Below are 13,313 nucleotides of genomic sequence, written 5' to 3'. Positions count from 1 at the left end.
GTGGAAGCCGTGGATAAAAAGGAAATTTTTGAATCAGTAAGTAATATGGAAACACAAATTGGCCATCTTTATCAGCAATTAGGGGAATTAAAGCAGCATTTAGCCGAGATACTAGAAGAGAATCATTATTTAAAGCTTGAAAATGAACATTTAAGGCGCCGTTTAGATGTAACCATGGAAGATGAAAAGAAAGAAACGGATAGAACCCAAGGCGCTGAAGCAGCTGTGGAAACACCAAGAGGGAAGCATTTTGATGTTGGTGAAGGATATGATAACCTCGCAAGGCTCTATCAAGAGGGGTTTCATATTTGTAACCTTCACTTCGGCAGTTTGCGTAAAGAAGGCGATTGTTTGTTTTGTCTTTCTTTTCTTAATAAGAAATAACCTTAAGAGGCTGATTAATGCAGCCTCTATTTTCATATCTTTTTGGTAGGGTGATGGATATTGTGGTGTTTTTAAAGAAAGATGAACGGCTTGATTATTTACTAGCTGAGAAGCTCCGAATTATTCAAAGTCCATCTGTATTTGCCTTTTCTCTCGATGCAGTCCTGCTGGCCCGGTTTGTTTATGTTCCAATTCAAAAGGGGAACTTAATTGACCTTTGCAGCGGTAACGGGGTGATCCCTTTATTCTTAAGTGCACGGACAAAAGGACAAATCACAGGTGTAGAAATACAAGAACGACTATACGATATGGCTGTCCGAAGTATTGAATACAATAATCTTACAGACCGTTTAAAAATGATCCATGGCGATATTAAAGAAATGCCTAAAGCGTTAGGACATGGTAAATTTGATGTGGTTACCTGTAATCCCCCTTACTTTACCACTCTTTCTAAGGAAGAAATAAACCCTAATGAGCATTTAGCTATTGCCAGACATGAAATTCTCTGCACGCTTGAAGATGCGATTAAAGCTTCGAGTCAGCTAGTCAGGCAAGGGGGCAAGGTTGCTTTCGTTCACCGTCCTGGCCGTCTGATTGATATAATTACATTAATGCGCCAGTACAGGCTTGAACCAAAGCGGATTCAGTTTGTTTACCCAAAGCAAGGGAAGGAAGCAAATATCCTTTTAGTAGAAGCGACTAAAGACGGCAGCCCAGATTTAAAAATACTTCCTCCATTGACCGTATATAACGAAGCGGGCGAATACACTCCTGAAATCAGTGGAATTTTATATGGAGAGTAATCATCATTATTTTTACGTCTTAACATGCAGAGATGACAGTCTGTATGGCGGCTATACAAATGATCTTCAACGTCGGATTGAGCAGCATAATGATGGCAAGGGAGCAAAATATACACGAGGCAGAGGACCGGTCAAATTGACGTATTATCAAGTTTTTGCGAGCAAAGGTGAAGCCTTAAGGGCAGAATATCAGTTTAAGCAGTTAACAAGAAAGAAAAAGTTAGAGTATATAATGAGAGCAGGTGAATCGGATGTGGCAGCAAAAAAGCTTTGAGAACGAAGCTAATAAAGGAATCCTCTATCTTGTTCCTACTCCAATCGGAAATCTAGAGGATATGAGCTTTCGAGCGATTAGAATCCTTAAAGAGGCAGATTTGATTGCCGCGGAGGATACAAGGAATACAAAGAAACTCTGTAATTACTTTGAAATTGATACCCATATTGTCAGCTATCATGAACATAATAAAGAAGCCAGCGGGGAAAAGCTGATTGAAAAGGTCAAGCAAGGCTTAAAGGTAGCGCTGGTCAGTGACGCAGGAATGCCAGCTATTTCTGATCCAGGATATGAGCTCGTCCATGCAGCAATTAGTGAACAAGTAGCTGTGGTTCCATTACCGGGGGCAAATGCAGCACTTACTTCTTTAATTGCCTCAGGGATCTCCTGCCAGCCGTTTTACTTTTATGGATTTTTGCATCGTAATAAGAAAGAGAAGCGGGCAGAATTAGATATGTTGGGGAAACAAAATGCTACCCTAATCTTTTATGAATCGCCCCATCGAATCAAAGAAACTTTAGCCATTATGCTGGAGGTTCTTGGTAATCGGAAGATAGTCATCTGCAGGGAATTAACAAAAAAGTATGAGGAGTTTATTCGTGGAACACTTGAGGAAATCGTTGAGTGGGCTTATTCGGATGAAATTCGCGGAGAATTCTGTCTGATTGTAGAAGGATCCGAATATCAAGAAGTCGATGAAGAGGAAACTTGGTGGCAGGATTTATCTATAGAGGAACATGTGAAACATTACATAACCGCTAATAGCATTTCTTCAAAGGACGCGATTAAGCAAACAGCAAAAGATCGAGGTCTTAATAAGCGCGAGGTGTATCAGGCTTATCATATTGATGAACATTAAAAAAACTCCGGTACTCATTTGAGTGCCGGAGTTTTGGTTTTATTTTACAAGTTCAAAATTCTTTTGAATTTCTTCAATTAATTGTTCTGCACCTTCACGGCTAAGAATTAATTTTCCGCCGGCAAGAGCCATGTTATCATCAGAAACTTCACCAGTTACTTGGCAAGTCATATTTGGCTTGTATTTTTTCAAGATAATGCGCTCATCATCAACATAGATTTCAAGAGCATCCTTCTCCGCAATACCAAGTGTACGTCTTAATTCAATCGGGATAACTACACGGCCTAACTCATCAACTTTACGAACAATACCAGTAGATTTCATTTTATAATCTCCTCTCAAAAACACTTAAATTATTTATCTATCTTTTCTTTTTAATTCGTCACAATTCGACAAAATTCTTATAGATTTATAATACCAGTACTTCCCATATTCGTCAATTATTTTATTTTCAAAAGCAATAGTGTAAATTTTTCCATTCGTAAATTTGTTGATATACCAAGGAATAATATTGAAATTCTTTCACCAGGAAGGTTAATAAAACGATCGTATGGGAAACGTACTAATTGTCGTAACATAAATTAGAATTTCGACAAAGTTCTACAATAAACCTGTTATCGCTCATATGCTTCGTAGATTTTATCTCCTTTATGGGTGTAAGAGGAAATATTTTTAAAAATCTGGAAGTCTAGCAATACGCTTTCTTGCACAAAAGTTTATTTTTCGGTATATTTTGATGATAGAAGTGTTAAAAAGAGGCAATAATGGTTTAATGGGTTTTGCATTGTTTAGGAGGGAATATAATGGAGGAAAAATCAAAGACTTTTTATTTAACCACACCGATTTATTATCCAAGCGGTAATTTACATATTGGACATGCGTATACCACTGTTGCTGGTGATGCTATGGCTCGTTATAAGCGGATGCGCGGTTTTGATGTTATGTATCTAACAGGTACGGATGAACATGGACAAAAAATTCAACGCAAGGCTGAAGAAAAGGGTATTACACCAAAGCAATATGTTGATGAAATTGTCGGAGGTATTAAAGACCTTTGGAATAAGCTTGATATTTCATATGATGATTTTATTCGGACAACAGAAGATAGACATAAAGAAGTAGTAGAAAAAATCTTTGCCAAGCTTCTTGAGCAGGGAGACATCTATCTTGATCAGTATGAGGGCTGGTATTGTACACCTTGTGAATCCTTTTACACGGACCGCCAGCTGGCAGATGGAAACTGCCCTGATTGCGGCCGCCCTGTTGAAAAGGTGAAGGAAGAATCATACTTTTTTAGAATGAGTAAGTATGTGGACAGACTTTTGCAATATTACGAGGAAAATCCAGAGTTTATCCAACCAGAATCCCGAAAAAATGAAATGGTAAATAATTTTATTAAGCCAGGTCTTGAGGATTTAGCCGTATCAAGAACAACATTCGATTGGGGTATCAAGGTGCCAGGTAATCCTAAACATGTGATTTATGTATGGATTGATGCGCTTTCCAATTATATTACTGCGCTGGGATATGGTGCAGAGGATGATAGCAAATATAAAAAGTTCTGGCCAGCAGATGTTCATTTGGTGGGTAAGGAAATTGTCCGTTTCCATACCATTTATTGGCCGATTATGTTAATGGCATTAGATTTACCACTTCCAAAGAAGGTATTTGCCCATGGCTGGCTGCTGATGAAAGACGGGAAAATGTCAAAATCTAAAGGAAATGTAGTGGACCCAGTTACCTTAATCGACCGCTACGGTTTAGATGCCTTACGGTATTATTTATTAAGGGAAGTACCATTTGGGGCTGACGGAGTATTTACACCAGAAGGATTTGTTGAAAGAATTAATTTTGATTTGGCCAATGACCTTGGAAACCTTTTAAACCGTACAGTGGCCATGATTGAAAAATATTTTGCCGGCGTCATTCCCGAATATGCAGGTTCTGTTGGTGAATACGATGAATCACTGCTTCAGGTAAACAGAGAAACTGTTGTAAAATACGAAGAGGCAATGGAAAAGATGGAATTTTCTGTGGCACTAACTTCCATCTGGCAGTTAGTCAGCCGGACCAATAAGTATATTGATGAAACCCAACCGTGGACATTGGCAAAGAATGAGGAGCAAAAAGGTGAACTTGCTAGTGTAATGATGCACTTAGCAGAATCCTTACGACGAATTGCTATTCTTTTAAAGCCGTTTTTAACGCGTACGCCAAATGGGATCTTTACGCAGCTTGGTATAAAAGATGAGGGATTAAAAACGTGGGAAAGCCTTGAGAACTTTGGATTAATACCGAGCGGCACTAAGGTAGAAAAAGGTGCCCCATTATTCCCAAGACTCGAAATTGCTGAAGAAGTAGAATTCATCAAAACGAAAATGCAAGGAACTACAGCTGCTCCTGAAGAAAAGAAAGAAGAAGAGAAGCCGGAGGAGCTTGCGGAAATTTCTATCGATGATTTCATGAAGGTAGATTTACGAGTAGCTGAGGTACTTCAAGCAGAGCCGGTGAAAAAGGCAGATAAATTACTTAAGCTTCAGTTAGATTTAGGGTATGAAAAGCGGCAAGTGGTTTCAGGTATCGCCCAATACTATAAGCCTGAAGAGCTTGTTGGCCGGAAAGTCATTTGTATTACCAACTTAAAGCCTGTTAAACTTCGTGGTGAATTGTCACAAGGAATGATTTTGGCTGGCTCTAAGGATGGTCAGCTTTCAATCGCAACCGTCGATCAATCGCTGCCAAATGGGTCGAAAGTAAAATAAATATAGACAAAGCGCCCAAACCGGGCGCTTTTTACTTAGAAAAATGTCAGGATTTGCTTTAAAATGTTTCACGTGGAACATTTATCCTGTTAATTAGTTGTCTTTTGACAATGGAATACTAGAAGTACAAAATAACGAGAAAAAACATGAAAAGAGGAGTATTGATTCGTATGTTATTCGACACACACGCACATTTAAATGACACTCAATTTAACGAAGACCTTGAAGAGGTCATAGACCGGGCTCAAACTGAGGGAGTTTCCTATATGGTCATTGTAGGTTTTGATCGTCCAACGATTCAACGGGCTATGGAGTTAGTCGAACGCTACGATTTTATGTTTGCCTGCGTTGGCTGGCATCCAGTGGATGCGATTGACATGACCGATGAGGACTTAACCTGGATTGAGAAATTAGCAGCACACCCCAAGGTAGTCGCTATAGGAGAAATGGGCCTGGATTATCATTGGGACAAGTCACCGAAGGACATCCAGCAAGAAGTTTTTCGCAGACAAATCCGTTTAGCTAAAAAGGTGAAGCTTCCTATAGTCATCCATAACCGTGAGGCAACAGCAGACATCGTTGAAATTTTAAAAGAAGAAGGAGCGGAGGAAGTAGGAGGAATTATGCATTGCTTTAGCGGCAGCCCTGAGGTTGCAAAAGAATGTGTGAAAATGAATTTCTATATTTCCTTGGGGGGGCCAGTCACCTTTAAAAATGCCAAAAAACCAAAAGAAGTAGCAGCTGAAGTACCACTCGATAGGCTTTTAATTGAAACGGATTGCCCGTATTTAGCCCCGCATCCTTATCGAGGAAAGCGAAATGAACCAAGTTATGTGAAGCTGGTTGCCGAACAAATTGCCGAAATAAAGGGCTTGACATTTGAAGAAGTAGCTCAAGCCACGACACAAAATGCTAAGAAATTATTCGGCATAAAGTGATAAGGGAATTTGTCGAAACGACAAGAAGCTTGTCCTAATTTTTTCTGATAACAAAAAGTTCTACATGTCTCCTTTTCAACATAGGATGAACGTGTCGATAAGTTTTTCTTTGCAAAGCTTTGAAGGTTGTGCATAATTAGAACTACCTTCACAGGATTAGCAAGGAATGACAGCCGGCGTATGGTTCTCTATAATCTCTCCAAAGAAAAGGAGGCGTTTTTCATCGTATTCCAAAACATGAAAAACCTGTTCCCAAAGTCTTTGAGCGGGAGGTCATGGACCATCATATTTGCTAGTTTTATAGTTTTGCTTACAACTCTGGGAATTCTTTTATTTGAAGGCTCAAAGCATACTGTAGCAATGACATTAGATGGCAAGAAGATGGTTGTGAACACACATGCAGATACCATCAAGGATCTTTTAGATGAGCTGGATGTACCCCTCGCGTCAAAGGACTATCTGTATCCAAGGGCAAGTACGAAGGTTAGGGATGATCTTCATGTCGTTTGGAAGCAGGCGAACATGGTTCACATTGTCAAAGACAACGAGAAGAAAACGATCTGGACTACAGCCGATACTGTGGCTGGACTCCTAAAAGAGCAGAAGATTGTATTAAAGGAACACGATCAAATTTCACCAAATCCACAAACGGCAATTGAAAATAAGATGAATGTAAAGCTTAATATTGCGTTGCATCTTACATATGTTGACGGCGGAAAGGCGCAAAAGGTTTGGTCCACTTCGACTACGGTCGCTGACTTTTTAACACAACAGGGCATAAAACTAAATGAATTAGACCGAGTGGAACCGTCACTAACAGATAAAATAACAGAGAATGGTGTGGTGAACGTCATTCGGGTAGAAAAAGTCACCGATGTAGTGGAAGAACCCGTTCAATTTGCCGTGGTAACGAAAAAGGATAATAAATTGCAAAAAGGGCAGGAAAAGGTCATTGCTCCTGGAAAGCATGGACGTGTCTCAAAACAGTACGAGGTCGTGCTTGAAAATGGCAAGGAAGTTTCAAGGAAATTGATCATCGAACAGAATATCTTGCAAAAGCAGGATAAAATTGTGGCTGTCGGTACGAAGGATTTAGCGTTACAGGTATCCCGCGGTGAGACTCCTAATGGAAAGGCGTTTTATGTGACGGCAACTGCGTATACTGCTTATTGTAATGGCTGCTCCGGACGTACAGCTACAGGTCTTAATCTTCGTGCTAATCCAAATGTGAAAGTAATCGCGGTCGACCCAAGTATCATTCCGCTTGGTTCGAAGGTGTATGTAGAAGGTTACGGATACGCCGTGGCTGCAGATACAGGTGGAGCAATTAAAGGGTATATTGTTGATTTATTAATGCCAACACATGCGGATGCATACCGCTGGGGGCGTAAGAAAGTAAAGATAACAGTCCTAAACTAATTTCAAGTGCAGAGGATTTGATTCCTCTGCATTTTGCTTTTTCCTTAAAATTCTTTATACTAACAACGAATACTTGCTTCAATATCTTGATCAAAGCCTATATTTAAATGTATGAAATCTATCAATAATATAGACGAGGGACATTACAAAAATGTTTCAATTTTTTCATTTTAATTTTTTATCATGGAGGCTTTTATTTTTACATGAAAATCAAAGAAATCATCGTCGTAGAGGGAAAAGATGATACGACAACAATAAAACGAGCCGTAGACGCTGATACCATTGAAACGAATGGATCGGCTGTCAATCAAGCTACCATTGAAAAAATAAAACGGGCCCAGGCAACACGTGGTGTCATCATCTTTACCGACCCCGACTATCCTGGTGAAAAAATCAGAAAGACCATTGCCGCAGCTGTTTCCGGCTGTAAACATGCCTTTTTGCCAAAAGAGGCGGCAATAGCCAAAAAAGGAAAAGGACTGGGCGTTGAACATGCCAGCCCTGAGGATATTAGAGAAGCTTTAAAGGATGCGCAAATCATGCATGAGGTGATTTCAGAGGAAATTACCCAAGAGGACCTAGTAACAGCAGGACTAATCGGCGGAGAAGGCTCGAAGGAGCGGAGAATTCTGCTGGGCAAGCTTTTGAAAATCGGTTATACAAACGGAAAACAGCTTCATAAGCGATTAATGATGTTCCGGATTAGCAGACAAGAATTTGCAGAAGCATTACGTGTTTTACAACAGGAGGAAAAGCATGGATAAGGATATAGCAACACCCGTCAGAACGAGGGCAATCCTCGAAAAATATGGTTTTTCTTTTAAGAAAAGTCTAGGACAAAACTTTTTAATTGATACAAATATATTAAAGAAAATTGTCAGCTTTGCTGATTTGACCGATAACTCCGGTGCAATTGAAATTGGCCCTGGGATTGGCGCGCTGACTGAACAGCTGGCACGTTCGAGCAAAAAGGTGATTGCCTTTGAAATCGACCAAAGATTGCTGCCAATTTTACAGGATACCTTGTCACCGTATGATAATGTAAAGGTTATACATAAGGACGTGTTAGAGGCAGATGTTCGAATGGTGATGGAGGATGAGTTTCAAGGAATTAATGATATTATGGTAGTGGCCAATCTCCCTTATTATGTAACTACCCCGATCATTATGAAGCTTCTTGAGGATCAGCTGCCGATTCGCGGGATCGTATGTATGCTGCAAAAGGAAGTAGCAGACCGAATCTCTGCCAAGCCAGGCACAAAGGAGTATGGATCGCTTTCGATTGCTATTCAATATTACACAGAGGCTGAGACCGTCATGATTGTACCAAAAACGGTTTTTGTGCCGCAGCCCAATGTTGATTCTGCGGTGATTAGATTAACGAAACGAGAGAAGCCCGCTGTTGTGGTAAAGGATGAAGATTTCTTTTTTCAAGTGACCAAGGCGAGCTTTGCGCAGCGGCGGAAAACAATATTAAATAATTTAACGAGTCAGCTGCCGGATGGGAAACAGAAAAAGGAAGAAATTCTGACGGCCTTAAGTGCCAGCGGAATCGAGCCTGTCCGCCGGGGAGAAACACTTTCTCTTGAGGAATTTGGCCGGTTAGCAGATGAACTATATTTATACTTTCATTAATACTTTTGTCCTCATGATCGGTTCATGGGGACATTTATTTTGCTTACTCTTCAAATTCTGTCCGCATGAGAGGTTCATGAGGACAAAGAGGAGAGGTCCAATCAGGAACCTGCCCGCATGAGAGGTTCATGAGGACAAAGAGGAGGGTTCTAACCAGGAATCTGTCCACATGAGGGGTTCATGAGGACAAAGACAAGAGGTTCAATCAGGAATCTGTCCGCATGAGAGGTTCATGAGGACAAAGACGAGATATGTAACCAGGCTTCTGTTCCATAAAAGAATCATAGACAAGAAAATTAGCACATCCACAATAACAAATCCCCACATTTTCACCGCGAAGAATCCCCTCCATAAGTCTCATTTTTCTTAAATTTTTAACAAGGACAACTTTCCTTGCATAGCCTATGAGAGAACCCATAATTAAAAGGCCTAAGCTGGTCTTATTGGAGTGACGGGCAGTGGATATAAAGCTAATGGATATTGTCGGAAGGAAATCGTATAACTGTGACATTATGTTCCGCGTTATCGATATTCAAAATATAAATAACCAGAAAGTAGCAATCCTCTATGGAGAGGATTTCCGTCTAGCAGCAGATGCACCATACACTGATTTAGTTATCCTTAATCAAATTGAACGGGTAAAGCTGCAGCAAGAATATAGAACACTTGAAGAACAGTCATTAAGACTATTTAAGCAGGATGTCGATTTGGCTAAACATCGTCAGGAATATGAATCGACCAGCGGTTATGTGCGACCGAGCAACTATTTTCAAATTCCTGGAAAGGTTCTTCACTTGGACGGTGATCCCTCCTATTTAAAAAAATGCATGGCTGTTTACGAAAAAATTGGCATCCCCGTGGTAGGGATGCACTGTAATGAAAAAGAAATGCCGGAACGAATTGGCGTATTAATGGATCAGTATCGTCCCGATATTTTGGTTATTACTGGCCACGATGCCTATTCAAAGGCAAAGGGAAAGATGTCTGATATCAATGCCTATCGACATTCAAGACATTTCGTCCAAGCAGTCAGAGAAGCCCGAAAAAAGGTACCCCATTTAGATCAACTCGTCATTTTTGCAGGCGCCTGCCAATCTCACTTTGAATCACTCATCTACGCAGGGGCAAACTATGCCAGTTCTCCAGCAAGGATCAATATTCATGCACTCGATCCTGTTTATATCGTGGCCAAAATAAGTTTCACCCCGTTTATGGAGCGCATCAATGTCTGGGATGTATTAAGGAATACGCTAACAGGTGAAAAGGGTCTCGGAGGGATTGAAACAAGGGGAGTATTACGGACGGGTATGCCTTATCGGCCAATTATTGAAGAGGATGAATAAGTGATTAGAATAGTGGAGCTAACTAGCATCATACTTGGCTCCCTTTATTCTAATCCGCACTTAATTTTTTTTGAATACATATTAACCGCCGAATAAGGTAACGATAACAATGTTGAAAATTAGAAGAAAAAGTAGAACAAAAAATATTGACAATCATTTTGTTGGACTGATATAATTTATATTTTTGTTTGACAGAACTATGTCAGTGTGTTATACTTTACACAGTGAGGTGGACCGAATGCCAAAAACCTTAGCCGATATTAAAAAGGCTCTTGACACAAATTTGGGAAAAAGATTATTGCTGAAAGCCAACGGTGGACGCAGGAAAACAATCGAACGTTCTGGAGTTTTAGCTGAAACTTACCCGTCAGTTTTTGTTATTGAGTTAGATCAAGATGAAAATTCGTTTGAGCGTGTTTCATACAGCTATGCGGATGTTCTTACAGAAACAGTTCAAATTACTTTCTATGATGATGCAGCAGGACATGTAGCTTTAAGCTAGTATATAAGCAATGGGTGGCAGTAAACCAAGGTTTACTGCTTTTTGCTGTCTATATAAGCTAAAATCTTCATGAAAATAAATGTTTTTTTACATACTAAGAATGCTGTGGTATGAAAGGGGTTGTTTAGATGGGCCGAAGAAGAGGGATCATGTCCCATCGCTTTAAAGAGGAGCTAGCCAAGGAACTTGGTTTTTATGATGTCGTTCAAAAAGAAGGCTGGGGCGGCATCCGTGCAAAGGATGCAGGGAATATGGTGAAGCGTGCTATAGAACTTGCACAGCAGCAGCTAGTCAATCAGAATCGCCAAACGTAACATAGATTAGCACCTCCGCATTAAACAAATCTTCACCACAGCTTGGTCAGTGCAAGGAACCGAAAGGGCCGCTTTTGCACTGGCCTTTTTCTTTTTTCTTGCTGCAATCCTTGGCCTAAGGGTTGCAGCTTTTTCATTTTTGTCGAAAAAGTGGCTTTTTTCGACGAAAAACGACTGATATAATTATAAAATTGGATAGATATCGCATATCTGACGTCTTACATTTATCTTTTTGTGGTAAAATAGGACAAAATGTGGATTTTTGGAATCGTATGCAGAAGCAACCCATGGGGTTGCAAGTGGATAAAACAAAAGTAGGTGACGTAGTGAAGCTTTTAGTCAAAGCACCGGCTAAAATAAATTTAGCATTAGATGTTTTACATAAACGACCCGATGGCTATCATGAAGTTGAAATGATCATGACCACGATTGATTTAGCCGACAGGGTTGAACTAACCCTATTAGAACAGGACAAAATACATATTCTTTCTCATAATCGCTATGTACCGGATGATCAGCGAAATCTAGCCTATCAAGCGGCCCAGTTGTTAAAGGATCGTTTTAACGTTAAAAAGGGTGTACTAATTTCAATCGAAAAAACAATTCCAGTGGCAGCCGGCTTAGCAGGAGGCAGCAGTGATGCTGCAGCAACGCTAAGGGGTCTGAATAAAATGTGGGGCCTTGGCTTAAGTTTGGATGAATTAGCAGTGCTCGGCAGCGAAATTGGCTCAGACGTTTCTTTCTGTGTCTATGGGGGCACAGCCTTGGCAAAGGGCAGAGGTGAAATCATTACGGAACTTCCACCACCGCCAACATGCTGGATTATTTTGGCAAAGCCCTTTATTGGGGTCTCGACAGCCGAGGTTTATCGGCGGCTTGACCTGAATCGAACAAAACATCCGGATATCTATGGAATGATCCAGTCCATTAAAGAACATGATTATCAACGAGTCTGTGATAATGTTGGAAACGTTCTTGAAGGAGTGACATTAAATCTTCATCCAGAAGTTGCTCAAATCAAAGACCAAATGAAGCGTTTTGGGGCGGATGCAGTATTAATGAGCGGAAGTGGACCGACCGTATTTGGAATTGTACAGCATGATTCGAGAATGCATCGTATCTATAATGGCTTAAGAGGTTTTTGTGACCAAGTTTTTGCAGTCCGCATGCTGGGAGAACGTCATTCGCTTGATTAAAGACGTACAATAATGATATTCTTTAATTAGAATATTCGGGTTCTGGGAGGGTAGTTATGAAATTTCGCCGTAGTGAACGTTTGATTGATATGACCAATTATTTATTAGACCATCCTCGCCAGCTTGTGCCGCTCACTTTTTTTGCCGATCGTTACGCGTCCGCAAAGTCCTCGATTAGTGAAGACCTAGCAATCGTGAAAGAGACCTTTGAACAACGGGGAATTGGCACCTTACAAACAGTGCCGGGGGCTGCCGGTGGTGTGAAATTTTTTGTAAAAGTAAGCCAGGAAAAAGCAGAACCATTCGTAAATGAACTTTGTCAGTTAATTGCCAATCCCGAACGGCTATTACCGGGCGGTTATTTGTATTTAACAGATATTTTGGGAGATCCGCAAATTGTTCAGAAGGCTGGACGAATTATTGCTTCCGCCTATGCTGACACAAAAATTGATGTTGTCATGACTGTAGCTACAAAAGGGATTCCTTTAGCGTATGCTGTTGCCAGCCAATTAAATGTACCGGTAGTGATTGTTCGAAGAGATAGTAAAGTGACGGAAGGTCCGACGGTTAGTATTAATTATGTATCCGGATCGGCTAAGAGAATTCAAACGATGGTCCTTTCTAAAAAAAGTATGAGACAGGATTCCCGTGTCCTCATTGTTGATGATTTTATGAAAGCAGGCGGAACGGTAATGGGAATGATCAGTATGCTTGAGGAATTTAATTCCCAGCTCGCTGGAATTGCTGTTTTAGTGGAAGATGAGAAAATACAGGAACGGTTAGTGGATGAATATTTATCGCTGGTTCAACTAGCAGATGTTGATTTAAAAGAAAAACGGATTAGTGTACAAGCAGGTAATTATTTTAATATATGGAGGGGTTAA

Annotated in this window: 15 protein-coding genes; 14 read left to right on the top strand and 1 reads right to left on the bottom strand. The window is 40.4% G+C overall.

Features of this window, described 5'->3' with window-relative positions:
* Positions 1-9 precede the first annotated feature (9 nt).
* The 4 genes from yabA to rsmI all read left to right on the top strand — a co-directional run bounded on the left by yabA (position 10) and on the right by rsmI (position 2,320).
* The gene (gene yabA / locus ACZ9EE_RS15840; protein ID WP_476028469.1) at positions 10-384 is read left to right on the top strand and encodes a DNA replication initiation control protein YabA; all 375 of its coding nucleotides are present in this window, start codon (positions 10-12) and stop codon (positions 382-384) included.
* Between the two features lie 62 nt (positions 385-446).
* Positions 447-1,187, top strand: coding sequence for a tRNA1(Val) (adenine(37)-N6)-methyltransferase (locus ACZ9EE_RS15835; RefSeq protein WP_476032975.1), 741 nt, complete (start codon positions 447-449; stop codon positions 1,185-1,187).
* Positions 1,177-1,461, top strand: coding sequence for a GIY-YIG nuclease family protein (locus ACZ9EE_RS15830; protein ID WP_476028467.1), 285 nt, complete (start codon positions 1,177-1,179; stop codon positions 1,459-1,461). Before ACZ9EE_RS15835 ends, ACZ9EE_RS15830 begins: the two co-directional genes overlap by 11 nt.
* Complete coding sequence (gene rsmI / locus ACZ9EE_RS15825) at positions 1,439-2,320, top strand: 16S rRNA (cytidine(1402)-2'-O)-methyltransferase (protein ID WP_476028465.1); 882 nt, start codon at positions 1,439-1,441, stop codon at positions 2,318-2,320. Before ACZ9EE_RS15830 ends, rsmI begins: the two co-directional genes overlap by 23 nt.
* A gap of 39 nt (positions 2,321-2,359) precedes the next feature.
* On the opposite strand, the gene ACZ9EE_RS15820 is transcribed toward rsmI, so the two are convergent.
* Entirely contained in the window at positions 2,360-2,644 is a 285-nt protein-coding gene (locus ACZ9EE_RS15820; RefSeq protein ID WP_098530272.1) for an AbrB/MazE/SpoVT family DNA-binding domain-containing protein, read from the bottom strand.
* A 479-nt stretch (positions 2,645-3,123) separates the two neighbouring features.
* Here ACZ9EE_RS15820 and metG point away from each other — a divergent pair, with 479 nt between their 5' ends.
* From metG to purR, 10 genes are all read left to right on the top strand, one after another.
* A complete protein-coding gene (gene metG / locus ACZ9EE_RS15815; protein ID WP_476028462.1) occupies positions 3,124-5,082 on the top strand; it encodes a methionine--tRNA ligase in 1,959 nt (652 codons plus the stop codon).
* A 170-nt stretch (positions 5,083-5,252) separates the two neighbouring features.
* Positions 5,253-6,020: a TatD family hydrolase gene (locus ACZ9EE_RS15810; protein ID WP_476028460.1), complete on the top strand. Its 768-nt coding sequence runs from the start codon at positions 5,253-5,255 to the stop codon at positions 6,018-6,020.
* Between the two features lie 237 nt (positions 6,021-6,257).
* Entirely contained in the window at positions 6,258-7,439 is a 1,182-nt protein-coding gene (locus tag ACZ9EE_RS15805; RefSeq protein WP_476028458.1) for a ubiquitin-like domain-containing protein, read from the top strand.
* A gap of 203 nt (positions 7,440-7,642) precedes the next feature.
* The gene (rnmV, locus tag ACZ9EE_RS15800; RefSeq protein WP_476028456.1) at positions 7,643-8,203 is read left to right on the top strand and encodes a ribonuclease M5; all 561 of its coding nucleotides are present in this window, start codon (positions 7,643-7,645) and stop codon (positions 8,201-8,203) included.
* Entirely contained in the window at positions 8,196-9,074 is an 879-nt protein-coding gene (rsmA, locus tag ACZ9EE_RS15795) for a 16S rRNA (adenine(1518)-N(6)/adenine(1519)-N(6))-dimethyltransferase RsmA (RefSeq protein WP_476028455.1), read from the top strand. The genes rnmV and rsmA overlap by 8 nt, the downstream gene beginning before the upstream one ends.
* A 458-nt stretch (positions 9,075-9,532) precedes the next feature.
* Positions 9,533-10,417 (top strand): sporulation peptidase YabG, encoded by an 885-nt coding sequence (gene yabG, locus ACZ9EE_RS15790; protein WP_476028453.1) that lies wholly within the window; start codon positions 9,533-9,535, stop codon positions 10,415-10,417.
* Between the two features lie 238 nt (positions 10,418-10,655).
* On the top strand, positions 10,656-10,919 hold the full coding sequence (gene veg, locus ACZ9EE_RS15785) for a biofilm formation stimulator Veg (protein ID WP_007084178.1): 264 nt from the start codon (positions 10,656-10,658) through the stop codon (positions 10,917-10,919).
* Positions 10,920-11,047: 128 nt separating this feature from the next.
* On the top strand, positions 11,048-11,233 hold the full coding sequence (locus tag ACZ9EE_RS15780) for a small, acid-soluble spore protein, alpha/beta type (protein WP_476028451.1): 186 nt from the start codon (positions 11,048-11,050) through the stop codon (positions 11,231-11,233).
* A 326-nt stretch (positions 11,234-11,559) separates the two neighbouring features.
* Entirely contained in the window at positions 11,560-12,429 is an 870-nt protein-coding gene (gene ispE, locus ACZ9EE_RS15775) for a 4-(cytidine 5'-diphospho)-2-C-methyl-D-erythritol kinase (RefSeq protein ID WP_476032974.1), read from the top strand.
* Positions 12,430-12,485: 56 nt separating this feature from the next.
* The gene (purR, locus tag ACZ9EE_RS15770) at positions 12,486-13,313 is read left to right on the top strand and encodes a pur operon repressor (protein WP_476028449.1); all 828 of its coding nucleotides are present in this window, start codon (positions 12,486-12,488) and stop codon (positions 13,311-13,313) included.

The organism is Bacillus sp. URHA0034 (assembly GCF_056280405.1).
Note: the sequence above shows the minus strand (reverse complement) of the source record. Positions and strands in the feature narration are given on the sequence as shown.

Bases quoted from the DNA above. Each gene is read 5' to 3' on its own strand.
- ACZ9EE_RS15830 (WP_476028467.1), top strand. From the start codon at position 1,177: ATGGAGAGTAATCATCATTATTTTTACGTCTTAACATGCAGAGATGAC.
- rsmI (WP_476028465.1), top strand. From the start codon at position 1,439: ATGTGGCAGCAAAAAAGCTTTGAGAACGAAGCTAATAAAGGAATCCTC.
- ACZ9EE_RS15820 (WP_098530272.1), bottom strand. From the start codon at position 2,644: ATGAAATCTACTGGTATTGTTCGTAAAGTTGATGAGTTAGGCCGTGTA.
- metG (WP_476028462.1), top strand. From the start codon at position 3,124: ATGGAGGAAAAATCAAAGACTTTTTATTTAACCACACCGATTTATTAT.
- ACZ9EE_RS15810 (WP_476028460.1), top strand. From the start codon at position 5,253: ATGTTATTCGACACACACGCACATTTAAATGACACTCAATTTAACGAA.
- ACZ9EE_RS15805 (WP_476028458.1), top strand. From the start codon at position 6,258: ATGAAAAACCTGTTCCCAAAGTCTTTGAGCGGGAGGTCATGGACCATC.
- rnmV (WP_476028456.1), top strand. From the start codon at position 7,643: ATGAAAATCAAAGAAATCATCGTCGTAGAGGGAAAAGATGATACGACA.
- rsmA (WP_476028455.1), top strand. From the start codon at position 8,196: ATGGATAAGGATATAGCAACACCCGTCAGAACGAGGGCAATCCTCGAA.
- veg (WP_007084178.1), top strand. From the start codon at position 10,656: ATGCCAAAAACCTTAGCCGATATTAAAAAGGCTCTTGACACAAATTTG.
- ACZ9EE_RS15780 (WP_476028451.1), top strand. From the start codon at position 11,048: ATGGGCCGAAGAAGAGGGATCATGTCCCATCGCTTTAAAGAGGAGCTA.
- purR (WP_476028449.1), top strand. From the start codon at position 12,486: ATGAAATTTCGCCGTAGTGAACGTTTGATTGATATGACCAATTATTTA.